The organism is Rothia santali (assembly GCF_024199905.1).
In the GTDB taxonomy this organism is placed as follows: domain Bacteria; phylum Actinomycetota; class Actinomycetes; order Actinomycetales; family Micrococcaceae; genus Rothia; species Rothia santali.
Genome location: NZ_JANAFB010000015.1, coordinates 31,192 through 54,063, shown reverse-complemented (window position 1 = coordinate 54,063; position 22,872 = coordinate 31,192). Strand labels below are relative to the sequence as shown.

Below are 22,872 nucleotides of genomic sequence, written 5' to 3'. Positions count from 1 at the left end.
GCCGTCAGGGCCGCGCGGACAGGTACTCGTCCAGCACCGCGGACCCGAGGTCGTCCGGCTCCGGTGCGACCACGCGCCCGTCCACCCGCCGCGCCATCGCGGCGAGGAACCGCTCCAGCCCGGGGTCATCGCCCAGCCGGAAGAACGTGGCGTGGGCGCCGAACCGCGCGGCCTTCTCCAGCTCCGCGACCGTGAGCTCCAGCGTGTGCTGGGCGGGGGGCCAGTCGAAGTAGGCCTCGCCGTCGGGCATCAGGTGCGCGGTGGGCTCGCCGTCGGTGACCACCAGGAGCACCGGCTCCATCGAGGGGTGCTTGCGGAAGAACCGGCTCGCCAGCAGCAGCCCGTGGTGCAGGTTGGTGCCCTGCTCGTGGACCGGGGGCAGGGCCGTGAGCTCCTCCGCGGCCATGCTGTGCGCCCACCGGCCGAACGTGATCAGCTCCAGGGCGTCGCCGCGGAACCGGGTCGAGACCAGGTGGTGCAGGGCCAGGGCCGTGCGCTTCATGGGCAGCCAGCGGCCCTGCGCGGCCATCGAGAACGAGGTGTCCACCAGCAGCGCCACCGCGGCCTGGGTGCGGGCCTCGGTCTCCTGGACCTCGACGTCGTCGACCGTGAGCCGCACCCCGTGCCCCGCGGACCCGCCCTCCGCGACGGTCCGCTGGACCGCATTGGTGATGGTGCGCGTGACGTCCCAGGGCTCGACGTCGCCGAACTGCCACGCCCGGCTGGAGCCGGTGGGCTCCCCGGCGGCCCCGGCCAGGCGCGTCTCCCGCGCGCCGGCCCGCCCGTTGAGCTGCCGGGCGAGGTCCTGCAGGAGCGTCTTGCCCAGGCGGCGGATGGCCTTGGGGGAGAGCCGCAGCGAGCCGTCCGAGGCGCGCTCCAGCAGCCCCGACTCGCGCAGGGCCTTCTCCAGCTCCGCCAGCGTGCGGGCGTCGACGGCGGCGTCGTCGCCCACCTGCCGGGCCAGCGCCTCGAGGTCGATGTCGTCCAGCCCGGCGCCCTGGTAGTTCTGGCCGAGCTGGTCGGCCAGGGCGTCGAGGTCGGCGATGTCCTGCAGCAGGCCGGTCCCGTCGCCCAGGCCCACGCCCTCCTGGCCGCCGAAGCGCTCCGAGCCGGACCAGTCCTCGCCGGGGCGCAGGGCCTGGAGGTTGGCGTCGAGCTGCCCCAGCTGGGCCATCAGCTCGGGGGAGCCGAAGGCCTGGGAGGACAGCTGCATGAGCTCCTGCCGCTGCTCGGGCGTCATCGAGTTCATCATCCGCTGGGCGGCGGCCGCGCGCTGGGCCATCGCGTCGATCAGCTCCTCGACCGACTCCGGGTTCTCCGGGAAGAACTCGCCGTGCTGGTCCATGAACTCCCGGAAGTCCTCGTCCGTGTCCTCGCCGCGGGCGTGCTTGGCCAGGAGGTCGTTGAGGTCGCCGAGCATCTCGCCGATGCGCTCGCGGTCCTCGTCCGTGGCGTTCTCGAGGGCCTCCTTCATGCCGGCGAAGCGCTGGTCCAGCATCTCCCGGCCCAGCAGGTCCTTGATCTGCTCGTAGGCCTCGCGGGCGCCCTGGGAGGCCCAGTCGTAGTCGGCGAGCTCGCTCACCGCGGCCGCGGTCGAGGACGGCAGGTCGTCCAGGCGCATCTCGCGGAACTGGCGGTCCATCGGGTCCATGCGGGCGTCGCGGAGGAACTCCTCGCGCTCGAGCCGCAGGGCCTGGTCCAGCAGGCCCTTGACCTCCTCGAGGGTCGCGCCCAGCCGGTGATGCTTCAGCAGCTCCCGGCGGCGCTGGTTGACCCGGCCGGCCAGCTCGTCGAGGCCGCGCTGGTTCCGGCCGCCGCGGCGCAGGAACTCGCGCAGGGCCTCCCGGGGCGAGTAGCCCTCCATGACGTCGCGGCCGACGGCGTCGAGCGCCTCGGTCAGGTCGACCGGGGGCGCGAGGGGGTCGGGGCCGCCCGAGTAGCGGCCGTATCGGCTGTAGTGGCGGTGAGCGGCCATCGCGGCCCCTCCTTCTGCTCTGAGTGCCCGCCGCGGGGCGCGGCGGGCGTGGCCCGGGTCCGGCCGCCCGAGGGCCCGGCCCGGGTTGGGCGGCCCGGCACCCGGCCGCCGGGTCTTGAGGACCGGCGTTTGGGCCCCGGCGCCGGGGCCCGGCCTCAGCCGTACACGGTGCCCTCGGCGTCGGCGTCCTTGGAGATCTTCCGGGAGAGGAAGAGGGCCTCCAGGGCCAGCTCGATCGCGTTGGCGCGCTGGCCGGGGTTGGTGGCGTTCAGGCGCTCCGCGAGCCGGTCGTAGAGGTCGGCGGGGCCGCGCGACCCGGGGGAGTCCGGCTGGGTCGGCGCGTCCGCGGCGTCGTCCTCCGCCGAGCCGCCGGGACGCTCGTCCGGGCTGCCGCCAGCCGGGGGGGCGTCGTCGTCCTCCGCCAGCGCGGGCAGGCCGTCCAGGAACTCGCGGGCCGGGACGTCGCCGCCGGTGCTGACGGTCACGGTGCCGTCCAGGGCCTCGATGAGCGGGCCGAGGTCGATGCCGCGCAGGCGGGCCTGCACGGTGTCCATCGTGGCGCGGCGGAGCAGGTGCTCCAGGGTCGCGATCTCGCGGCCCTCCTCGCCGGACTCGAACTCGATCTTGCCCGCCAGGACGTCCACGGCGGCCTCGATGTCCACCAGGCGCGCGACCGCCTGCTCCTCGCCGTGCACCGCGGCCCGGCGCAGGGCGGCCGCGGCGGTGGTCTCCGCGCCGGCGATCGAGAAGCGGGCCGAGACGCCCGAGCGCTGGTCCACCGCGGGCGACTCCCGCAGCAGGCGGGTGTACCGGGCCAGGATCTCGAGGAGGGTGTCCGGAACCTCGGCGACCAGCTCGGCCTCCTGCCGGGTCACCGCGATCTCGTCCTCGAGCTCGACCGGGTAGTGGGTGCGGATCTCTGCGCCGAAGCGGTCCTTGAGCGGGGTGATGATCCGCCCGCGGTTGGTGTAGTCCTCGGGGTTGGCCGACGCCACGACCAGCACGTCCAGGGGCAGGCGCAGCACGTAGCCGCGGATCTGCACGTCGCGCTCCTCCATGACGTTGAGCATCGAGACCTGGATGCGCTCGGCGAGGTCCGGCAGCTCGTTGATCGCCACGATGCCGCGGTGCGCGCGGGGGATCAGGCCGAAGTGGATGGTCTCGGGGTCGCCGAGCCGGCGGCCCTCCGCGACGCGGATGGGGTCGACGTCGCCGATCAGGTCCGCCACCGAGGTATCCGGGGTCGCGAGCTTCTCGACGTAGCGCTCGTCCCGGTGCCGCCACACGATCGGGAGGTCCTCGCCCTCCAGGGCGATGCGGGCGCGCGTGGCCTCGGTCAGGGGGTCCTCGGGATGCTCGTGCAGGTCCGAGCCCTCCACCTCGGGGGACCACTCGTCCAGCAGCCCCGCCAGCGTGCGCAGCAGCCGGGTCTTGCCCTGGCCGCGCTCGCCCAGCAGGACGATGTCGTGGCCGGCGAGCAGGGCGCGCTCGACCTGGGGCAGGACCGTGTCGCTCAGGCCGTGCAGGCCGGTCCACGGGTCGCGGCCCTCGGACAGGGCGGCGAGCAGGTTCTCGCGGATCTCGTGGCGCAGGGGGCGGTGCGCGTAGCCCGCCGCTCGCAGTTCGCCGAGGGTGTGGATGTTAGGGCGCTCAGTCACACCGCCAACGCTAGACCTGTCCTCACCCGCTGGAAAGAGGCCTCCGCCGTCGGTGAAGAATATGGACGACGTCGCGCGGACCCGGTGCGCGGGCCGGGCCGCGCGAGTAGCGTGGGACGGGTGAGTACCGAGGAGGGCCGCCAGCGCCCGACCATCATGATGCTCGTGCGCCACGGGCAGACCCCCACCACGGGCAAGGTCCTGCCCGGCCGCGCGCCCGGCCTGCACCTGTCCGACCGGGGGCTCGAGCAGGCCGAGTCGGTCGCCGGGCGCCTGGCGGGGGTGCCGGTCAGCGCGGTCTACGCCTCGCCCCTGGAGCGCACCCGGGAGACCGCCGCGCCCACCGAGCGGGCCACCGGTCTGACCGCGGGGATCGAGCCCGGCCTCGTCGAGTGCGACTTCGGCGACTGGACCGGCCGGGAGCTGGCCGAGCTGGCGAAGCTGCCGGAGTGGTCCACGGTGCAGCGGGCGCCGTCGTCGTTCAGGTTCCCGGACGGGGAGAGCTTCTCGCACATGCAGGCGCGCACGGTCGACGCCGTGGACCGGCTGCGGGAGGCCCACCCGGGCGGCGTCGTCGTGTGCTTCTCCCACGCCGACCCGCTCAAGGCCGTCCTGGCCCACGCGCTGGGCACGCACCTGGACCTGTTCCAGCGGATCGTGGTGGACCCGTGCTCGGTCTCGGTGATCGCCTACCACCCGGGGCAGGCGCCGTCGGTGCTGCGGGTCAACTCGACCGACGGGGCGCTGGCGCCCCTGGTCCCGTCGTGACCGGGGCCGAGTCCGCCGCCGAGGAGCTGCTGGGGACCGGCGAGATCGAGCTGATGGGCCTGATCCAGGCCAGCAGCAACTCCGCGATGCTGGTCCGGGTCGACGACGGCGCGTGCCAGGCCCTCGCGGTCTACAAGCCCGAGGAGGGCGAGCGGCCGCTGCGCGACTTCCCGCCGCGGATCTACCGCCGCGAGCGGGCGGCGTACGTGCTCTCCGACGCCCTCGGGTGGGGGGTCGTGCCCGCCACGGTGCTGCGGGAGGACGGGCCGTTCGGGCCGGGGTCCGTGCAGCGCTTCGTCGACCACGACCCCCACCAGCACTACTTCACCCTCCACGACTCCCGCCCGGAGGCCCACGGGGACCTGCTGCGGATGGCGGTGTACGACGTCGTCGCCAACAACGCCGACCGCAAGGGCGGCCACGTGCTGCGCGGCGCGGACGGCCACGTCTGGGGCATCGACCAGGGCCTGTGCTTCTCCGCGCCCTTCAAGCTGCGGACCGTGATCTGGGACTTCGCGGGGAGGGACGTGCCGGATCCGCTGCTGCGGGACCTCGCGCGGCTCGTGGACGAGCTGCCCGGCGAGCTCGAGGAGCTGCTGTTCCCGGCCGAGCAGGTCGCCCTGCAGCGGCGCGCGGAGGAGCTCCTGGAGCACCCGATCCTGCCCTTCGACGAGACGGGCGGGTACCGGGTGCCCTGGCCGCTGCTGTAGGGCCGGGCACCGGGCAGCCGCCGGGGCGGTTCGCGTCAGGGCCGGGGGCGACGCGGCTCCTCGGCCGGGTCCGTTCCCACGGCCGGAGCCGCGCCCTCGGCCGGATCCGCTCCCTCCCGGCGTTCCGCGGCGGCCGGCTCCGCCGCCTCCCGGACGCGGTCCAGGTCCACCGTGCGGTCCACGCCGACGCGCTCGAGGAAGTCCTCGTCGTGGCTGACCACCAGGAGCGCGCCCCGGTACCCGGCCAGGGCCCCCACGAGCCAGTCGACGGTCGCCCGGTCCAGATTGTTGGTCGGCTCGTCCAGGATCAGCAGCTGGGGCGCCGGGTCGCCCAGCAGGATCCTCGCCAGCGCGACCCGGAACCGCTCGCCCCCGGACAGCGAGCCCACGGCGGCGAAGACCCGGTCCCGGCGGAAGAGCAGGCGCGCGAGGCGGTCCCGCAGCTCCTGCTCGGCGGCCACGGGGTTCGCCGCGGCCACGGCCTCCAGCACCGTGAGATCCCCGGGCAGCTCGATCCGCTGCGGCAGGTAGCCGACGCGCCCGATCCGGGACTCGACCCGGTAGCTCGGGCCGGGGAGGTGCGGCGCCTCGGTGGTTCCGGGCCGGGATGCCTCTCCCGGCCCGGGTGCTTCCCCTACCCGGAATGCGTTTGCGCCCCCGGCCGTGGAGGTGCCCCCGGACCCGGCTGCGTCCCCGGCGGCGACGACGCGCCGCAGCAGCGTCGTCTTGCCCGATCCGTTGGAGCCGGCCAGGCGCAGGTGCTCGGGGCCCGTGACGATCGGGTGCTCGACCTCCGTGCCGAGGCCGGCGGCCCGGGCGGCGTCGTCGTCCGCGCGCCCTTCCGCGGAGAGTTGTAATTCCAGGACGCGGGTGCGCGCCCCGACGGAGGTCTCGGGCAGGTCCAGGTAGACCTCCGCGGTCTCCCGCAGGCCCTCCTCGGCGGTGCTCAGGGCGTCCTCGGCGGCGCGCTCGCGCTCGGCCATGAGGGCGCGGGCCCGCGCCGAGCTGCGCTCGGCCGACCGTTTGTCGTTGCCCATCGCGATGGGAGGCTTGCGCTTGGTCTGCTCGAACTTCCGTCCGCGCCGCTCGTCGCGGCTCTGCTTGACCTGCTGGGCCATGCGGTCCCGCTTCTCGCGGTCGGCGTCGGCCTGGGCCTCGCGCACGCGGCGTCGTGCCGTCTGCTGCTCCGCCTCGATCGCGGCTTCCCACGCGGAGTAGCCGCCCTCGAAGCGGCGCAGGCCGGAGGCCTCGTCCCGCGGGCCGGCGGGGGCCAGCTCGCTGATCGAGTCGCAGGTCTCCAGCAGGGCGCGGTCGTGGCTGATCGCGAGGATCGGGATGCGGCGGCGCAGCTCGTCGAGCAGCGCCGCCAAGCGGGCGCGGGCGGCGGCGTCGAGGTTGTTGGTCGGCTCGTCCAGGATGAGCGCGTCCGGCCTCGTCAGGCGCAGCCCCGCCAGGGCGACGCGCACGGCCTGGCCGCCCGAGAGGGTGCCCACGCCGCGACGGAGCGCGGCCTCCGGGTCGCCCGGGCCCCCGGGCCCGCCGTCCGGGACCAGCCCGGTCAGGCCCTCGCGCCGCAGGACCGCGACCGCCCGCTCGGCGACGTCCCAGTCCTCGCCGACGGCGTCGAAGTGCCGCTGGTCCACCTCCCCGCGGGCGACCGCCTCGATCGCATCGAGGATCGGGGCGATCCCCAGCAGCTCGCCGACCGTGGAGGCGGTGCGCAGCCCCAGGTCCTGCCGCAGGACGCGGGTTCCGGCGGGCGCGGCGGCCGTGCCGGAGGTGGGCGCGAGCTCGCCGAGCAGCAGCCGGGCGAGCGTGGTCTTCCCGGAGCCGTTGGCGCCGACGACGCCGTGCAGCCCGGCGCCGTAGACGGCGTCGAGCTCCCGGAGGCACGGGGTGCCGTCCGGCCAGGTGAGGCTCAGGGAGGAGAAGGAAAGGGTGTTCGTGGACGCGGGCATGGTGGTGCCCCTCTCAGCTCGATGGGATGCTGAGCGGCACCGGCCTGGCGCGGCGGGTGGGTGCGGGTGCTCAGCGGGTCAGCGCAGAGGGGCACTCTTCACGGGATCGCCTTTGTGAGGGGACACGAACGACGGCGACTCTAGCACGGCCGGGGGCGGCGCGGAAGGGCGGTGGGGGCGGCGACGGCGGGATCGGGCCGGCCCGTGCCTCTTGACAGGACCGCTCCCGTCCCGCCTAATGAATAGTGTTCATTTAGGTGAGGAAGGACACAGCCATGACCGAGTCAGCGTCCCCCGGGACCGCGATGCCGCCCGAGTGGGCCCCGCACGAGCGCACCTGGATGGCCTTCCCCCCGGCCAACCAGACCTTCGGCCCGGAAGGCTCCGAGGGCCTCGCCGCCGCCCGCGCCGCCTGGGCCCGGGTGGCCGCGGTCGTGGCCCGCTACGAGCCGGTCCGGATGCTCGTCTCGCCCGGGGACGAGGCCGCCGCGCGCGCGGCGCTGCCCGCGGACGGCGTCGAGCTGGTGACGGTGCCGCTCGACGACGCCTGGGCCCGCGACTCCGGCCTGACCTTCGTCCACGACGCCGCCGGCGCGGTCCGCGGCGTCGACTGGGTCTTCAACGGCTGGGGCGCCCAGGACTGGGCGGCCTGGGAGCACGACCAGCACGTCGGCGCGGCCATGGCCGAGGCGGCCGGGGTGCCTCGGATCGCCAGCGAGCTGGTCAACGAGGGCGGCGGCTTCCACGTCGACGGCGCGGGCACCGTGCTGCTGACCCGCACCGTGCAGCTCGACGACGGCCGCAACCCGGGCCTGGAGGCGGAGGACGTCGAGCGCGAGGTCCACGCCCGCCTCGGCACCCGGCACGCGGTGTGGCTGCCGCGCGGGCTGGCCCGGGACTACGGCGAGTTCGGCACCCGCGGGCACGTGGACATCGTGGCGGCCCCGACGGCGTCGGGCGCGATCCTCCTGCACCGCCAGGACGACCCCGCCCACCCCGACTACGCGGTCACCCGCGAGCTGCGCGCCTTCCTGGAGGGCCAGCGCGACGCCGCGGGGGAGCCGCTGCGGATCGTGGACGTCCCGGCCCCGGAGACCATCGTCGAGGACGGCGAGTTCGTCGACTGGTCCTACATCAACCACTACGTGGCCAACGGCGTCGTCGTGCTCTGCGGCTTCGGCGGGGAGCGGGACGCGCAGGCCGCGCGCATCCTGGCGGAGGCCTACCCGGGGCGGGAGGTCGAGGTCGTGGACGCCCGGGACGTCTTCCGCTTCGGCGGCGGCATCCACTGCATCACCCAGCAGCAGCCGGCGCCCCGCGAGGCCGGCACCGAGCGGACGGGAGCCTGACATGGCCTACGACGTCGTCGAGGCGACCATCCCGCAGCTGCGCGCGGCGCTGGAGGAGGGCCGGACCACCAGCGAGGAGCTGACGCGCGCCTACCTGGACCGCATCGAGGCCTACGACACCGGCGGCATCCGGCTCAACGCGATGGTCGTGATGAGCCCGGAGGCCCTCGCCGAGGCCCGGGAGTCGGACCGCCGCCGCGCCCGGGGCGAGTCCCGCGGCCCGCTCGAGGGGATCCCCTACACCGCCAAGGACAGCTTCCAGGCGCGCGGGCTCACGGTGGCCGCCGGATCGCCCGCCTTCGCCGGGCTCACGGCCCAGTGGGACTCCTTCGCCGTGGGGCGCCTGCGCGCGGCCGGGGCCGTGCTGCTGGGCCTGACCAACATGCCGCCCATGGCCAACGGCGGGATGCAGCGCGGGGTCTACGGCCGCGCGGAGAGCCCCTACAACGCCGCGTACCTCACCTCGGCGTTCGGCTCGGGCTCCTCCAACGGCTCGGGGACCGCTACCGCCGCGAGCTTCGGGGCCTTCGGGCTGGGGGAGGAGACGTGGTCCTCGGGGCGGGCGCCGGCGTCGAACAACGCGCTGTGCGCCTACACGCCCTCGCGCGGGGTGATCTCGATCCGGGGGAACTGGCCGCTCGTGCCGACCATGGACGTCGTCGTGCCGCACACCCGGACCATGGGGGACCTGCTCGAGGTGCTCGACGTCGTGGTGGCCGACGACGCCGAGCCCCGCGGCGACTTCTGGCGCGCCCAGCCGTGGGTTGAGATCCCGCGCGCCTCGGAGGTCCGGCCCGCCTCCTACCGCGCCCTGGGCTCCCCGGACCGCGCGGCGGCCGAGGAGGTCCTCGCGGGGCTGCGGATCGGCGCCCCGCGGATGTTCCTCGGGACCGACGAGGCCGCGGGCACCGCCGAGAGCCCCGGCATCGGCGGCCCGACCGGCCGGCGCATCGTCCCCCGCCCGAGCCTGCTCGGGCTGTGGCGCGCGGCCGTCGCCGACCTGACGGCGGCCGGGGCCGCTCTCGAGGAGACGGACCTCCCGGTGGTCTCCCGCTACGAGGGCGACCGGCCGGGCGCGCCCACGGTCGCCACGCGCGGCCTCGTCTCCCCGGAGTACCTGCGCACCGAGATCACCGACCTCTCGGCCTGGGCCTGGGACGACTTCCTGCGCGCCAACGGCGACCCGGCCCTGGACCGGCTGGCCGGCGTCGACGGCGCCCGGATCTTCCCGCACGAGGAGGGCACGCTGCCGGACCGCTACGACGGCTTCGACGACGACGTCGCCGAGTACCCGGCCCTGGCCCGCCGCCTCGACGGCCGCGCGCTGACCGGGCTCCCCGGCCTGGAGGAGGGTTTGCGGGGTCTCGAGCAAACCCGCCGCGCGGACCTCGAGGAGTGGCTGGACGAGCTGGGCCTCGACGTCCTCGCGTTCCCGGCGGTGGCCGACGTCGGCCCCGCGGACGCGGACGTCAACCCGGCCGCAGCGGACCTGGCCTGGCGCAACGGCGTCTGGGTGGCGAACGGCAACCTCGTGTGGCGGCACCTGGGCGTCCCCACGGTGACGGTGCCGATGGGCACCCTGCCGGACATCGGGATGCCGGTGGGCCTGACCTTCGCGGGCCGCGCCTACGACGACGAGCGCCTCCTGCGCGTCGCGGCCGCCTTCGAGGCGACCGGCGCGCGCCGGACGACGCCGGGGCGGACGCCGCCGCTGGGGTAGCGCCGTGCGGCGCCTGGGGTAACCTCGGTGACGACCGGCGACTGCTACCTGCCCGAGGAGGACCGAGAGCGTCAGCGCCGGCGGACCACCCGGAACGGCGTGTGGTTCAGGAATCCGTTGCGCAGCTCGACCTCCCGCGGGGGCTCGGCGCCGCCCAGCTCCAGGGTCTCCGGCTCGCAGCCGCCCAGGGGGTCCGCGCGGCGGTAGCGGACGCCGGCCCCGAGGCGCACGACGTCGCCCGCGGCCTCCACCTCGGCCGGCTCCGCCCAGCGCACCGGCCGCTCCACGCCGTCGACGACCAGGAACGGCCGGGCGAAGGCGCGCAGTAGCCAGCCGTTGGCCCAGTGGGCGGTGACGCGGACCGAGAGCGTCACGGGGTGCGGGTCGGAAGTCCTCACGCGGTGCGGAGCGAGGGCGTCAGGAGATGCGGACCGGGCGCCGTCATGCGGTCCCGAAGCGCGCGCGCAGCCCCGCGATCTGGGCGCCGAGGGCCAGCTCGAAGGCGCGGTCGGCCGCGGTGCGGGCGTCCGCCGGACGCCGGGCGGCGGCCCGGGTGAAGACGGGGGCGAGGTCGGCCCGGCCGCCCGGGTCGAAGATGTTCTGGGGCGCCGAGGCGTCGTAGGCGGCGCCGAAGACCAAGGCCTCGATGCCGACGATCACGTCGACCGTCTGGTCCTCCGGGATGCCCGCCTCGTCGAGGCCGCGGGTGACCCGCTCGTACATCTCGAGGGTCCGGGGCGAGTCGGCGACCGGGAGCACGGCCATGACGGGGATCAGGGCCGTGTGCCGGATGAAGCACAGGCGGTAGGAGACGGCCCAGTCCCACAGCGCCTCGTGCCACGGCTTCGTCTCGAAGCTCGAGCAGTCGATCTCGCCGTTGAGGCTCTCCTGGATCATGACCAGCAGGTCCCGCTTGGAGGAGACGTGGTTGTACAGCGCCGAGGTGGAGACCCCGAGCTCGCGCGCGAGCGCGGCCATCGTGAGGTGCCGGTAGTCCCGCGTGCCCACGATCCTGATGGCGGCCCGGGTGATCCGCTCGCGCGAGAGGACCGGCGCGCTGGGGCGGCCCCGCGGCCGGGAGGTGGTCTGTGAGCTCATGGGTCATCCCTCGACGTCGGGCGGGCGGCGCGGCGCCCGCGGCGTCGTCGGGTGCCTCAGCCCATTCTAGGGGCCCGGGCGTCGTGAGCCTCAGCCCTGCGGCGGGTCCCAGGGGCGCCGGGTGCCGGAACCGGTGTCACCGGGATCATCCTCGGTCGAGCCCTCGGAGGTCGGTCCGCCGGACTCGGGACGGCCGGGGGTGGGCCCACCGGCCTCGGGTCCCGCCGGTTCGCCGAACGTGGGCCCGCCGCTCTCCGGTCCCGCGGGTCCGCCGAACGTGGGCCCGCCGGCCTCCGGTCCCGCCGGTTCGCCGAACGTGGGCCGGCCGGTTTCCGGACCCGCCGGCCCGCCGGACGCCGGCCCGCCCGCGCCGGGATCCCCGGGCCCGCCCGGGAAGCGGCGGCCCGGGCGGCCCAGCGGGTGTCGAGCAGGTCCGGGATGCGGCGGTCGCGCTGCTCGGCCGGGACCTTGGCGACGGTCTCGTTGACGCCCCAGTGCTGGTTCCCGACGCTCTCCGGGTACGCCGCGATGAACCGCTCACCCTGCTGCGGGTCGGCCCACAGCTCGGCGGCCTCCGCGGCGGGGACCATGGACAGCGGCGTCGCCGGCGGGTTAAAGCGCGGCCGCCAGATCAGGCGGCCCGGCGCGGAGCGGTCTCGCAGCGCGTGCGCCCGCCAGGTCAGGGCCGGGTGGGTGCCGCCCAGGTTGGCCATCCACACGAACGGGCCGCGCTCGTAGACGGCGCGGTCCGCGAACTCGTCGAAGTTGACCTCCGCGTTGAGGTACTTGCCGGCCGCGAGCACCCGGATGCTGCCGCGCGCGCCGCCGGGGCGGTAGCGGTAGCCGAAGTTGTCGGCCGTGTACTCCTGGGCGCGGGAGAGCACCGAGTACAGCACCGGGACCTGCGCGAAGAAGGACAGGCCGAGGAGCCGGAAGTAGGAGGTGTGCCCGGCCGCGATGTGCCCGACCTCGTGGCCGATGATGAAGCGCAGCGCCTCCGGGTCGCGGGCCCTGCCGCCGATCTCGAAGAGGTCGGAGTACACCGCCACGAACCGGCGGTGGCCGTGCCCGGCCGCGAACGCGTTGATCAGGCCATTGCCGAGCACCACGTAGGCGTCGGGGACGCGCCGCAGCCCGGCCGCCGTCGCCGCCTCGACGAGCATCTGGTACGCCTCGGGGAACTGCGTGGGGGAGATCCGGACCCCCGAGATCCGCAGCTGGGCGTACATGATGCCGCGGCTGAAGAAGATGATGAGGGGCAGCAGGAAGATGATCGCCAGGATCTGCTCGATCGTGCTGGAGGTCAGGCGCTCGGCCTGCTCCTGGAGGTAGGGGTCGCTGCTGTCCCGCAGCGTGTCGGCCACGAGGACCTGGAAGAACAGGATCCACAGCGAGTAGGTGTACCCGGCCAGCGTGACGCAGAAGCCCACGATCAGCCAGGGGATCTCGCCGGGGTGCCGGAGCAGCTTGCGCAGCGACTCCGCGAGCAGTGACTGCGTCGAGAACAGGGCCGGGGGCGGGAAGGGGCTGCGGGCCCGCTGCCGCGAGTCCTCCGGGACCCAACCGTTGCTCAGGTCGTCCGGGAGGGGATCCCGGGGCAGCGCCTCCTCGGCGGGCGAGGTCCCCGGCCCGCCGTAGCGGTGCGAGTCGCGCTGGAAGCTCGACTCGGGGCCCTGCCCGGTGGGGTAGTTCGACATGGGGTTCCTCCGGCTGGTTCCGACACGTTGCTCCCCACGTTATCCCCGCACGACGCCGCGGGCCCGGCATCTGACCGTCTCGTCGCGGCGCGTCACCCGGTGGCGGCGGGGCGGCCGGCAGCGGCGGGGAGGCCCGCCCGGCTCGCGAACCCGGGCTACGGGCATCGGCCCGCCCGACTCGCGGGTCCCGGCCCTCCCGCCCCGGAGGCCTCAGCCCCGGTCGCCGGCGAGCCCCACGGCCGCCTCCGCGATGGCCCGCTCCTCGTCGGTGGGGACCACGAGCACCGTGATGGCGGAGTCCGGCCCGGAGATCTCCCGGATCTCGTCCGAGCGGACCGCGTTGGCCTCCTCGTCGAGCGTCACGCCCAGCGCGCCCAGCCCCTCGACGACGAGGCGGCGGAACGGCGCGGAGTTCTCCCCGATCCCCGCGGTGAAGATCAGCACCCGCGCGCCACCGACGGCCACGTGGTAGCCGCCGATGTACTTCACCAGGCGGTAGGCCGCCATCTCCAGGGCGAGCCGCGCCTTCTCGTCGCCGCCCTCGGCGCGCTGCACGAGCTCGCGCATGTCGTTGCTGCCGCCGATCGCCAGCAGCCCCGACTCGTTGTTCAGCACCCGGTCGATCTGCTCGGCGTCGTACGCGTCCGGCCCCGTCATCAGCGCGGTCAGCACCGAGGGGTCGACGTCGCCCGAGCGGGTCCCCATGACCAGGCCCGCCAGCGGCGTGTACCCCATCGAGGTGTCCACCGAGGCGCCGCCCTTGATCGCGGTGACCGAGGCGCCGTTGCCCAGGTGCGCGACGACGCCGTCGAGCTCCTCGCGCGGCACGCCCAGGTGCTCGGCGGCGCGGCCGGTGACGTAGTCGTGGCTCGTGCCGTGAAAGCCGTAGCGGCGGATGCCGCGCAGGCGGTAGAGCTCGTCGGGGATCGCGTAGCGCCAGGCCCGCTCGGGCAGGGTCCGGTGGAAGGCGGTGTCGAAGACCGCGACCTGCGGCAGGTGAGGCCACTTCTTCTGGATCGCGCGGATCCCGAGGGCCGCGGCCGGGTTGTGCAGCGGGGCGAGCGGGGCGAGGCGCTCGATGGTGCGGACGATCTCGTTGTCGATCAGCACCGGCTCCGAGAAGCGCTCGCCGCCGTGCACCACGCGGTGGCCCACGACGTCGATCTCCCGGCCATTCAGCTCCTCGTCCAGCCGGGCGGCGAGCAGGTCCAGGGCCTCCGCGTGATCGGCCACCGCGCCGGAGGAGCCGATGTTCTCGATCAGGCCCTTGGTGAGGATCGCGTCCTCGACGCCGGCGACCTGGGCCGCCGCCGCGTCGGCCGCGGACCCGGCGGGGGCGCCGGTCACCTCGCGGACCTGGTACTTGATCGAGGAGGAGCCGGAGTTGATGACGAGGACGAGCATGGGGGTCCTTTCCTGGGGGGAGGCGTGGGGCGGGTCAGGCGGTCTGGGCCTGGATGGCCGTGATCGCGACGGTGTTGACGATGTCGTCCACGGTGCAACCGCGGGAGAGGTCGTTGACCGGCTTGCGCAGGCCCTGCAGGACCGGCCCCACGGCCACCGCGCCGGAGGACTGCTGCACCGCCTTGTAGGTGTTGTTGCCGGTGTTCAGGTCCGGGAAGACGAACACGGTCGCGCGCCCGGCCACCTGCGACTCCGGCAGCTTGGAGGCCGCGATCGAGGCGTTGGTGGCGGCGTCGTACTGGATGGGGCCCTCGACCTCGAAGGCGGGGTCGGCGTCGCGGACCAGGCGGGTGGCCTCGCGGACCTTGTCCACGTCCGCGCCCGAGCCGGAGCCGCCCGTGGAGTAGGAGAGCATCGCGACTTTCGGGTCCACCCCGAACTCCTGCGCCGTCTGCGCGCTGGCCCGGGCGATGTCCGCGAGCTGCTCGGCGTCGGGGTTGGGGTTGACCGCGCAGTCGCCGTAGACCAGCGCGCGGTCCTCGAGCAGCATGAAGAACACCGAGGAGACGATCTTGACGTCCGGCTTGGTCTTGACGAACTCCAGGGCCGGGCGGATGGTGTTGGCCGTGGTGTGCGCCGCGCCGGAGACCATGCCGTCGACGTCGCCCAGCTGGACCATCATGGTGCCGAAGTATGCCCCCTCGAGCATGCGCTCGCGGGCATCCTCGAGGCTCACGCCCTTGTGGGAGCGCAGGCGGGCGTACTCCTGGGCGTAGGTCTCGCGCAGCGGGGAATCGGCCGGGTCGATGAGGCGGACGCTGCCGGGCGCGGGGGCCTGCTCCCCGGTCGAGAAGGTCAGGTCGATGCCCTCGGACTGCGCGAGCTCGCGCACCGCGGCCTCGCGGCCCAGCAGGGTCACGTCGCAGAAGTCCCGGCGCTGGATGATCTCCGCGGCGCGCAGGACCCGCACGTCCTCGCCCTCGGGCAGCACGATCCCGCGCCGGTCCGAGCGGGCCTTCTCGATGAGCTGGTGGAGGAAGCGCAGAGGCGTCATGGTCGCGGGGCGGGGCAGCTCGAGGCGGCCCAGCAGCTCCTTGTCGTCCACGCGGCGGGACCACTGGCCCAGCGCGGCGGCGATCTTGCGCGGGGCGCCGGCGCGCAGCTCGCCCTGCACCGCGCCCACGGCCTGCGCCGCCGAGTAGGTGTCCACGGGGGAGCGCAGGACCGGGAAGGGCGCGGCGTGGATCAGGTCCCAGGTGGTCGGGTTGGTCTGCAGGTCCCCGGAGAGCAGCAGGCCGGAGGGGACCGGGAAGCTCGGGGAGAGCGCCGAGGCCAGGGTGGCCATGACGACGTCGGAGCGGTCGGCCGGGGTGATGACGAAGTCGCCGTCGGCCATCTGCTCGAGGAAGTTGCCCACGGTCATCGCGGCGACCTTCACGGCCTGGATGTCGCGGTCCAGGGACATCGGGAAGTCGCTGTCCAGGCGGAGCTCGTGGACGACGTCGTCCACGGTCGGGTGGGAGATCGCGGTGTCCTCGGGGATCACGTAGGCCCGGCCGCCGCGGCGGCCCACGGGGATGCTGCCGGCGACGTCGTCCGCGATCGCCGGGTCCACCCGGTTTACGACGACGGCCAGCAGGTCCGACTTGGCGGTGTGCATCTCCGAGCGGGCCACCTCGACCGAGGTCACGATGTCCTCGACCGACTCGGCGTCGGAACCGTTGATCACGGCCACGACCGAGCAGCCCATGTTGTTGGCGAGCCGCGCGTTGAGGTCGAACTCGGCGCTGGCGGCGCTCGCGGCCAGCATGTCCGTGCCGTCGACGATGATGACGTCGAACTGCTGGCTCATCTCGGAGTAGATGGCCAGGGAGGCGCTGACCAGCTCGTCCTGGTCGCCCGAGGCGAGGATCTCGCGGCAGCGGGCCAGGGGGACGCCGCCGCGCGCGGCCGAGGCGTCCAGGTTGAAGGCCTCGCGCATGAGCCGGATGCCGGGATCCTCCTCCGGGGTCTCGCCGAGGTGCACGGGGCGGAAGTAGCCGACCTGGTCGGCGCGGCGGATCAGGGAGTCGGCGAGCCCCAGGGAGACCAGGGTCTTGCCGGACCGGGGGGTCAGCGCTTCGAGAAAGATGCCGGTGGTCATGGGGGATCGTCCTTGCGGTCGAGGGGGCGGCGCGTGCTCGGGCACCGTGCGGCGCGAGGGGCGGGGCCGGGCCTCGCGCGGGACAGCGGGGCGTGGGGGCCGGACCGGACCTCGAGCGGCACGGGGAATCCGGTCCCCATTCTAGGTGCGCGAGGGCGGCACCCGGCTGAGAGATCGCTCTCCCCGGTACTAGGCTGGGGGCATGTTATTCGCATTCTCCGTCGCACCGTCCGGGGGCGAGGGCGCCGGCGCCTCCGTCCACGAGGCCGTCGCCGCCGCCATCAGGATCGTCCGCGAGTCCGGGATCCCCCACCGCACCGACTCCATGTTCACCACCCTCGAGGGCGAGTGGGACGAGTGCATGGACGTCATCAAGCGCGCCACCGAGGCCGTGGGCGAGTACGGCACCCGCGTCTCCCTGGTCCTCAAGGCCGACATCCGCCCCGGCTACTCGGGAGAGCTGACCGGCAAGCTGGAGCGGCTGGAGAAGGCGCTCGACGGCGAGGGCTGACGCCGTTCACCCCAGCAGCATCGCGGCATCCACGCCCGCGAGGTCGACGCCGTCGTGCTCGGCTACCGCCTGCAGCATCAGCGCCATCGCCACAGCACCCGGGTCGGGGGAGCCGAGCACCCGGTCGCCCAGGTAGCTCGCCCGGCCGCGGCGTCCCCGCAGGTCCTTCGTGGCCTCGGCGCCCTCGACGGCGGCGCGCACCGCGGCCGCGTCGAGGTCCTCGTGCTCGGCGGCCGGGGCCAGGGCGTCCAGCATCGTCCGGTCGCCCGGCCGCGCCCCTCCGGCCCGCTGGACCGCCTCCAGGCCGCGGCGCAAGCCCTCGCCCCGCCGCTCCGCCCGGGCGAACTCGGAGAGGACCAGGCCGAACAGCGGGCCGCTCGATCCGCCCACCTCGTCCAGGAACGCGCCGGCGAGGGCCTCCAGCTCCCGGTCCGGTCCCTCCGCGCCGCGCTCGGAGGCCCGGCGCACACCGTGGGCGATGTTGGTGCCCATGTCGCCGTCCCCGGAGCGCTGGTCCAGGGCGTCCAGGGCCGCGCGGTGCCCCTCGAAGCGCTCGGCCAGGGCGTCCAGCCACGGCGAGGAGGCGCCACCGCGCGCCCCCGTCCCGGCGTCGCGGCCCGGCGCCCCGGAGGGCCCGGCCGAAGCGTCGGAACCGGCCGCGTCGGAGACGGCCGCGTCGGAGCCGGCCACGTCCGCTCCCACCGGCTCCTCCGCCGCCCGCGGGTGCGGTAGCCCCGGCGTCGCGTGCGGGGCGGTCCAGTAGCCGAGCCACGCGGCGTCGTCGGCGGCCGTCAGCGTCAGGGAGAAGCCGCGCATGTCCAGCGCCGAGATGAACGTCCCGGCGGCCAGGCTCGCGAGCCCGGCGCCGCGCGCCCGCAGGGCCTCGGCCGCCTCCGCCGCGACGTGGGAGAGCTCCAGATTGCTCACCCCGCCGAGCCCGTTGACCATGACCACGTAGCCGGTCCCGTCCGCGGCGTCGTCGTGGCCCAGGGCGCCCAGCAGCTCGCCCACCATGCGATCGACCAGACTGCCGACGCCGGGGTCCGCGATGGTCTCCGCGGCCGTCTCCCCGTGGATCCCGACGCCGTACTCCAGGCTCCCCGACTCCACCGCGAAGCCCTCGCCCCCGCCGGGCCGGGTGTGCGCGGCCCGGGCGACGGCGAGCGAGCGGGTCCTCGCCCCGACCCGGCGGCCCAGCTCCAGCAGCTCCTCGAGGCCCTGGCCGGCGTCGGCGGCGGCGCCGAGGACCTTCTCCAGCACCACGGTCGCACCCGTTCCGCGCCGGCCGACCTCCGCGCCCTCGCTGCCGAGGTCGTCGTCGACCACCAGGGTGCCCACGCGGTAGCCCTTCGCCTCCAGGCGCTCGCGGGCGATCGCGAAGTTGATGACGTCCCCCGTGTAGTTCTTGACGATCAGCAGCACCTCGGCACCCGGCTCCGCCACGTGCTCGACGGCGGCGACGACCTGCCCGTTGTGGGGCGAGGTGAAGACCTCCCCGGGCACGGCGACGTCGATGCCGCCCTCGCCCAGGAAGCCGGCGTGCATGGGCTCGTGCCCCGAGCCGCCGCCGCTGACGAGCCAGACCCGGCGGCCCTCGGCCGGCCGGCGGTTCCAGGCGAAGACGGGGTCGGTGCTGTACCCGATGCCGCCGCCGGCGCTCAGCGCGAGGCCGCGGAGGGCCGCCGCGTGCGGGGCCTGGTCGGGGGAGAAGGGCGTGGTCATGGGTCGCTCCTCGGGGAGTGGGCGGGCGGCGGACGGTGCCCCGCGGCCGGGCTGCGCCGGAGCGGGGCGGGACGACGCCGGGACCACGGCCCCGTGGCGTCCTGTCCCCTCACTGTCGACCACCGAGCGGGCCGCCGCAAGGGGTCGGCCGGATCTGTGGACGCCGCGTCGCGGAGGAGGGACGCCGGGCCCGTCGGCCCGCCGGGTTGTCCACAGGGCGCCCGGGCGGCCCCCGCCGGGCGGCTACGCTGGAGCCCATGGGCAAGAAGACGAAGGGTGGGCGCGGCGGCGAGGCGGCGTCGGCGGCCGCGAACCCGGTCCCCGCCGGCCCGGCCGCGGGGACGTACCTCATCGACACCGGCACCGCGGAGCTGATCGACGAGGACGGGCAGGACGGCGCGTGGCTCGTCATGGTCAACGGCGTGCAGTCGAGCCACGTGGTGCTCGGCCGCCCGCGCGAGCTGGCCTTCGAGTACATGCGCTGGTTCGCGGCCGGTGTCGAGTCCTTCGTGGGCGCGCACCTGGACCCGGCCCGGCTGCGGATCACCCACCTCGGCGGCGGCGCGTGCTCCATGGCGCGCTACCTCGCCGACGTGTACCCGGAGAGCCGCAACACCGTCGTCGAGCTGGACGGGCGGCTGGCCGCGCTGGTCCGCGAGCAGTTCGACATCCCCCGCGCCCCGCGCGTGAAGATCCGGGTGGGGGAGGCGCGCGCCGTGACCGAGGGGTTCGTGGACGGCAGCCGCGACGTCGTGATCCGGGACGTCTTCGCCGACGCCGTGACCCCGGGCCCGCTGACCACGGTCGAGTTCTTCGCGCAGGTCCGCCGCGCGCTGGCCCCGGGCGGGCTGTACGTGGCCAACTGCGGGGACGGGCGGGGCCTGACGCTGGCCCGGGCCGAGATCGCCGGGCTGCGGGAGGTCTTCGCGCACGTCGCCTGCATCGCCGACCCGCCCATGCTCAAGGGGCGCCGCTACGGCAACATCGTCCTGCTGGCCTCGGACTCCCCGCTGCCGCGCGCCGGGGACGACGCCGCCGCCGCGCTCGGCCGGGTGCTGCTGGGCGGCGCGGTGCCCGCTCAGTACAAGGACGAGGAGTGGGCACGCCGCCTGGCCCTGGGCAGCGAGCCGCGCAGGGACTAGATTCGGGTCATGAGCAGTCTTCTGAAGCACCCCGCCCTGAGCCGCGGCGGCTCGCGCCTGTCGATCGGCTCGAGGAACAGCACGCTGAGCCTGTGGTCCGTGAACTCGACGCTCAGCGTCGGATCCATCGGCTCTCTGGGCTCCGCCGGGTCCATCGGCTCGTCGTTCTCGTTCCTGTCCGTCGGCAGCTTCGCCTCCGCGGCGTCGATCCTCTCCGCGGCCTCGGCCCTGGCGATCATGTCGTGGCGATCCCGCAGGGCGGTCACGGCGGCGGATCAGCGGTGAGCAAAGGCTCCTACTTGACCTGCCATTCGAAGCTCTGGCGGGTCAGGGGGTCCTGGTAGATCAAGGTGCCCGTCTGTCCTGGGAGATCGAGGATCACCTCGCCGATCGCCTGCTCGTTGGGGCCCAGATCGCCGGGGAGTTCCTCTCCGGGCCCCAGGCAGTTGTACGTGATCGGAGTCGAGATCTCGTTGGTGGTCGTCCCTGCTTCCGTGACGAACCTCCAATTGAAGTGATTGACTCCCTGCCCCAGGTCCGCCATTTCGGCAACCAGTTCGTCCTGGGACTGGAAGAGGTCCCCCACCTGTTCTTCGATGGTCAGTCTGATGAGGTGCCCATTGACTGGATCGAGGGAACCGTACTGGTCCAGCGGATTGTTCGGGCAGCTGTCGTTCAGCCGGATCGAATTCACCTTGAAGCGGTAGATCATGTCGTCGTTTTGATCCGTCACTACGGCCTCTTGACCCAAGCTCATGGGTTCGGGCTTGCCGCGCATCGGATCGGGTTCCGGGGAGGGCGATTCTGAGGCTGGCGAAACCGCGAGGGGCTCTCTGAACTCATCTGCGGAATCACCGCAGGAAGTCAAGAACAGAGGGCTCGCGAGGAGGACAAGAGCGCAGAACGGAGATTTTTTCACTCAAAAAACTATAACCAGCTGTGCGATTCCTGGTATTTTCCTGGAGACTCACTTCTCATGGTGTCTGTCACAGTCCCCAAGGATCGTCAGTCCCGGTCGGCGACGCCGTCCACGTAGAACCACCGGCCGCCCTCGCGCAGGAACCCGCTGTCCTCCCGCTGCACGCCCCGGACCCGCTCCTCGGCCGGCGTGCCGGGGCGTGAGCGGTAGTGGGCCGCGAAGCGCACGCGGGCGGCGTCGTCGAAGGGGCCGCCCTGTACGTCCAGGATCTCGAGGCGCTGCCACAGGATCGAGGCGTCGAGCTCCAGCTCGGCCGGGCGGGTCGAGGCGTGCCAGGTGCGCAGCAGGTAGGCGGCGTCGTCGGCGGCGAAGGCCGAGAAGCGCGAGCGCATCAGGGCCTCCGCGGTCGGGGCCTCGCGGTCCCCGGCATGCAGGGGACCGCAGCAGGCGCCGTAGACCTCGCCCGTGCCGCAGGGGCAGCGGGCCGAGTCATCGGGAGCCGGGGCCACGCTAGTGCATCCAGCCGTCGATGACACCCATGCCGAAGTACAGCAGGAACGCCGCCGAGACGACGTACATCAGCGGGTGGACCTCCCGGCCGCGCCCCTGCGCGAGGCGGATGAAGGCGTAGGAGACGAAGCCGGCGCCGATGCCGTGCGCGATCGAGTACGTGAACGGCATCATCGCGATGGTCAGGAAGGCCGGGATGCCGAGCCCCCAGTCGTTCCACTCGACGTTCACGGCCTGGCGGACCATGAGGAAGCCGACGATCACCAGCGCGGGAGCCACGGCCTCGAACGGCACGATGTTGACCAGCGGCGAGATGAACGTCGCGACCAGGAACAGCGCCCCGGTGACCACCGGCGCCAGGCCGGTGCGCGCGCCCTCGCCGATGCCGGTCGCCGACTCCACGAAGATCTGGGAGGAGGACGACGACGCCCCGCCGCCCGCGACCGAGCCCAGCGCGTCCACCGCGAGCACCCGGTTGATCGCCGGGATCTTCCCGTCCTTCGTGATGTTCCCGGCCTCGGTGGCCAGCCCGACCGAGGTGCCCATCGCGTCGAAGAACACCGAGAGCAGGATCGCGAAGACCATGAGCGAGGCGGCCATCCCGCCGAGCGACTGGAAGGCGCCGAACCAGCTGAACTGGCCGATCAGCGAGAGGTCCGGGAGGCCGAACCACGACTCGGGGACGCCGGGCACCACGAGCGACCAGCCGGCCGGGTTCGCGGTCGAGGGGCCCGAGGGCGCCACGGTCTCGATGGCGATCGAGAGGATCGTGGAGACGATGACGCCGATCAGGATCGCCCCGCGCACGTTGCGGATCATCAGCGCGATGGTCAGGAAGAGCCCCACGAGGAACACCAGGATGGGCCAGCCGAACAGCTCGCCGCCGACGCCGAAGGAGACGGGGACGGTGGTGCCGGCGTCGTCCGGCATGCGGCGGATGAAGCCAGCGTTGACGAAGCCGATGAAGGAGATGAACAGACCGATGCCGACGACGATCGCGGTCTTCAGCGAGGCGGGCACCGCGTTGAACACGGCCGTCCGGAACCCGGTGAGGACCAGCAGGAACATCACGATCCCGGCCCACACGACGAGCCCCATGAGCTCGGGCCAGGTGAGCCCGGGAGTGGTCGCGATGGTCGCGGCGAGGAAGGCGTTGACGCCCAGGCCGGCGGCCATCGCGAACGGGTGGTTGGAGAGGATGCCCATGAGGATGGACATCAGCCCCGAGACGAGGGCCGTGGCGGCCGCTACCCGGTCGATGCCGAGCGCGTTCCCGGCGCCGTCGGCCCCCAGGCCGAGGATCAGCGGGTTCAGCACCACGATGTAGCTCATCGCGAAGAACGTGGCCAGGCCGCCGCGCATCTCGGTGCCGAGGGTCGAGCCGCGCTCGGAGATCTTGAAGAAGCGGTCGAGCCCGCCGGCGGGGCGGTCGCCGCGGGGACGGGGGGCACGGCTCGGAGCCGCGGTGTTCTCAGAAGTCATTCGTTGAATCCGTAGATACTCAAAGGGGGTGAAGTGCCGTGGTCGGCCGCGGCGCAGACGATTCTAGTACGGATCGCGGGCTCGCCCCGCGGGTCTGGCGGGAAGG

19 protein-coding genes are annotated in these 22,872 nt (G+C 74.0%); 7 read left to right on the top strand and 12 right to left on the bottom strand.

The annotated features are described in order from the left end of the window. Nucleotides 1–4: 4 nt before the first annotated feature. The gene (locus NBM05_RS07755; RefSeq protein WP_254166322.1) at nt 5–1,975 is read right to left on the bottom strand and encodes a vWA domain-containing protein; all 1,971 of its coding nucleotides are present in this window, start codon (nt 1,973–1,975) and stop codon (nt 5–7) included. 155 nt (nt 1,976–2,130) lie between these two features. After that, nucleotides 2,131–3,633 carry a sigma 54-interacting transcriptional regulator gene (locus NBM05_RS07750; RefSeq protein WP_254166321.1) on the bottom strand — a complete coding sequence of 501 codons (1,503 nt, stop codon included), beginning with the start codon at nt 3,631–3,633 and terminating at the stop codon, nt 2,131–2,133. A gap of 156 nt (nt 3,634–3,789) precedes the next feature. On the opposite strand from NBM05_RS07750, the gene NBM05_RS07745 reads away from it, so the two are divergent. After that, nucleotides 3,790–4,401, top strand: coding sequence for an MSMEG_4193 family putative phosphomutase (locus NBM05_RS07745; RefSeq protein ID WP_254166354.1), 612 nt, complete (start codon nt 3,790–3,792; stop codon nt 4,399–4,401). Continuing rightward, nucleotides 4,398–5,111, top strand: a complete 714-nt coding sequence (locus NBM05_RS07740) for an SCO1664 family protein (RefSeq protein ID WP_309248137.1) — start codon at nt 4,398–4,400, stop codon at nt 5,109–5,111. Before NBM05_RS07745 ends, NBM05_RS07740 begins: the two co-directional genes overlap by 4 nt. 35 nt (nt 5,112–5,146) lie before the next feature. Here NBM05_RS07740 and NBM05_RS07735 read toward each other — a convergent pair whose 3' ends face one another. Further along, nucleotides 5,147–7,069: an ATP-binding cassette domain-containing protein gene (locus tag NBM05_RS07735; protein WP_254166320.1), complete on the bottom strand. Its 1,923-nt coding sequence runs from the start codon at nt 7,067–7,069 to the stop codon at nt 5,147–5,149. A gap of 275 nt (nt 7,070–7,344) precedes the next feature. Between NBM05_RS07735 and NBM05_RS07730 the strand changes: the two genes are divergently transcribed. Beyond that, on the top strand, nt 7,345–8,418 hold the full coding sequence (locus NBM05_RS07730) for an agmatine deiminase family protein (RefSeq protein WP_254166319.1): 1,074 nt from the start codon (nt 7,345–7,347) through the stop codon (nt 8,416–8,418). A 1-nt stretch (nt 8,419) separates the two neighbouring features. Next, nucleotides 8,420–10,138, top strand: coding sequence for an amidase (locus tag NBM05_RS07725; RefSeq protein WP_254166318.1), 1,719 nt, complete (start codon nt 8,420–8,422; stop codon nt 10,136–10,138). A 71-nt stretch (nt 10,139–10,209) separates the two neighbouring features. Here NBM05_RS07725 and NBM05_RS07720 read toward each other — a convergent pair whose 3' ends face one another. The 5 genes from NBM05_RS07720 to pta form a co-directional block, all read right to left on the bottom strand. Next, nucleotides 10,210–10,536: a hypothetical protein gene (locus NBM05_RS07720; protein ID WP_254166317.1), complete on the bottom strand. Its 327-nt coding sequence runs from the start codon at nt 10,534–10,536 to the stop codon at nt 10,210–10,212. 43 nt (nt 10,537–10,579) lie between these two features. Continuing rightward, complete coding sequence (locus tag NBM05_RS07715) at nt 10,580–11,236, bottom strand: TetR/AcrR family transcriptional regulator (RefSeq protein ID WP_254166315.1); 657 nt, start codon at nt 11,234–11,236, stop codon at nt 10,580–10,582. A 56-nt stretch (nt 11,237–11,292) separates the two neighbouring features. After that, entirely contained in the window at nt 11,293–12,933 is a 1,641-nt protein-coding gene (locus NBM05_RS07710; RefSeq protein ID WP_254166313.1) for a M48 family metalloprotease, read from the bottom strand. 210 nt (nt 12,934–13,143) lie between these two features. After that, complete coding sequence (locus tag NBM05_RS07705) at nt 13,144–14,337, bottom strand: acetate/propionate family kinase (protein ID WP_254166311.1); 1,194 nt, start codon at nt 14,335–14,337, stop codon at nt 13,144–13,146. Between the two features lie 34 nt (nt 14,338–14,371). Continuing rightward, the gene (gene pta / locus NBM05_RS07700; protein ID WP_254166310.1) at nt 14,372–16,480 is read right to left on the bottom strand and encodes a phosphate acetyltransferase; all 2,109 of its coding nucleotides are present in this window, start codon (nt 16,478–16,480) and stop codon (nt 14,372–14,374) included. 202 nt (nt 16,481–16,682) lie between these two features. Here pta and NBM05_RS07695 point away from each other — a divergent pair, with 202 nt between their 5' ends. Further along, nucleotides 16,683–16,991, top strand: a complete 309-nt coding sequence (locus NBM05_RS07695; protein ID WP_254166309.1) for a thiamine-binding protein — start codon at nt 16,683–16,685, stop codon at nt 16,989–16,991. A 6-nt stretch (nt 16,992–16,997) separates the two neighbouring features. Here NBM05_RS07695 and NBM05_RS07690 read toward each other — a convergent pair whose 3' ends face one another. Further along, the gene (locus NBM05_RS07690; RefSeq protein WP_254166308.1) at nt 16,998–18,713 is read right to left on the bottom strand and encodes a dihydroxyacetone kinase subunit DhaK; all 1,716 of its coding nucleotides are present in this window, start codon (nt 18,711–18,713) and stop codon (nt 16,998–17,000) included. A 257-nt stretch (nt 18,714–18,970) separates the two neighbouring features. Between NBM05_RS07690 and NBM05_RS07685 the strand changes: the two genes are divergently transcribed. After that, a complete protein-coding gene (locus tag NBM05_RS07685; protein ID WP_254166307.1) occupies nt 18,971–19,855 on the top strand; it encodes a spermidine synthase in 885 nt (294 codons plus the stop codon). A 9-nt stretch (nt 19,856–19,864) separates the two neighbouring features. Beyond that, nucleotides 19,865–20,140, top strand: coding sequence for a hypothetical protein (locus NBM05_RS07680; RefSeq protein WP_254166306.1), 276 nt, complete (start codon nt 19,865–19,867; stop codon nt 20,138–20,140). 10 nt (nt 20,141–20,150) lie between these two features. On the opposite strand, the gene NBM05_RS07675 is transcribed toward NBM05_RS07680, so the two are convergent. From NBM05_RS07675 to NBM05_RS07665, 3 genes are all read right to left on the bottom strand, one after another. Next, nucleotides 20,151–20,633, bottom strand: a complete 483-nt coding sequence (locus NBM05_RS07675) for a hypothetical protein (protein WP_254166305.1) — start codon at nt 20,631–20,633, stop codon at nt 20,151–20,153. 227 nt (nt 20,634–20,860) lie between these two features. Further along, a complete protein-coding gene (locus NBM05_RS07670; protein ID WP_254166303.1) occupies nt 20,861–21,283 on the bottom strand; it encodes a YchJ family protein in 423 nt (140 codons plus the stop codon). Nucleotide 21,284: 1 nt separating this feature from the next. Next, entirely contained in the window at nt 21,285–22,766 is a 1,482-nt protein-coding gene (locus NBM05_RS07665; protein ID WP_254166301.1) for an NCS2 family permease, read from the bottom strand. Nucleotides 22,767–22,872 lie beyond the last annotated feature (106 nt).

Bases quoted from the DNA above. Each gene is read 5' to 3' on its own strand.
- NBM05_RS07710 (WP_254166313.1), bottom strand. From the start codon at position 12,933: ATGTCGAACTACCCCACCGGGCAGGGCCCCGAGTCGAGCTTCCAGCGC.
- NBM05_RS07680 (WP_254166306.1), top strand. From the start codon at position 19,865: ATGAGCAGTCTTCTGAAGCACCCCGCCCTGAGCCGCGGCGGCTCGCGC.
- pta (WP_254166310.1), bottom strand. From the start codon at position 16,480: ATGACCACCGGCATCTTTCTCGAAGCGCTGACCCCCCGGTCCGGCAAG.
- NBM05_RS07715 (WP_254166315.1), bottom strand. From the start codon at position 11,236: ATGAGCTCACAGACCACCTCCCGGCCGCGGGGCCGCCCCAGCGCGCCG.
- NBM05_RS07755 (WP_254166322.1), bottom strand. From the start codon at position 1,975: ATGGCCGCTCACCGCCACTACAGCCGATACGGCCGCTACTCGGGCGGC.
- NBM05_RS07685 (WP_254166307.1), top strand. From the start codon at position 18,971: ATGGGCAAGAAGACGAAGGGTGGGCGCGGCGGCGAGGCGGCGTCGGCG.
- NBM05_RS07675 (WP_254166305.1), bottom strand. From the start codon at position 20,633: ATGCGCGGCAAGCCCGAACCCATGAGCTTGGGTCAAGAGGCCGTAGTG.
- NBM05_RS07745 (WP_254166354.1), top strand. From the start codon at position 3,790: ATGATGCTCGTGCGCCACGGGCAGACCCCCACCACGGGCAAGGTCCTG.
- NBM05_RS07690 (WP_254166308.1), bottom strand. From the start codon at position 18,713: ATGACCACGCCCTTCTCCCCCGACCAGGCCCCGCACGCGGCGGCCCTC.
- NBM05_RS07735 (WP_254166320.1), bottom strand. From the start codon at position 7,069: ATGCCCGCGTCCACGAACACCCTTTCCTTCTCCTCCCTGAGCCTCACC.
- NBM05_RS07725 (WP_254166318.1), top strand. From the start codon at position 8,420: ATGGCCTACGACGTCGTCGAGGCGACCATCCCGCAGCTGCGCGCGGCG.
- NBM05_RS07705 (WP_254166311.1), bottom strand. From the start codon at position 14,337: ATGCTCGTCCTCGTCATCAACTCCGGCTCCTCCTCGATCAAGTACCAG.
- NBM05_RS07730 (WP_254166319.1), top strand. From the start codon at position 7,345: ATGACCGAGTCAGCGTCCCCCGGGACCGCGATGCCGCCCGAGTGGGCC.
- NBM05_RS07695 (WP_254166309.1), top strand. From the start codon at position 16,683: ATGTTATTCGCATTCTCCGTCGCACCGTCCGGGGGCGAGGGCGCCGGC.
- NBM05_RS07665 (WP_254166301.1), bottom strand. From the start codon at position 22,766: ATGACTTCTGAGAACACCGCGGCTCCGAGCCGTGCCCCCCGTCCCCGC.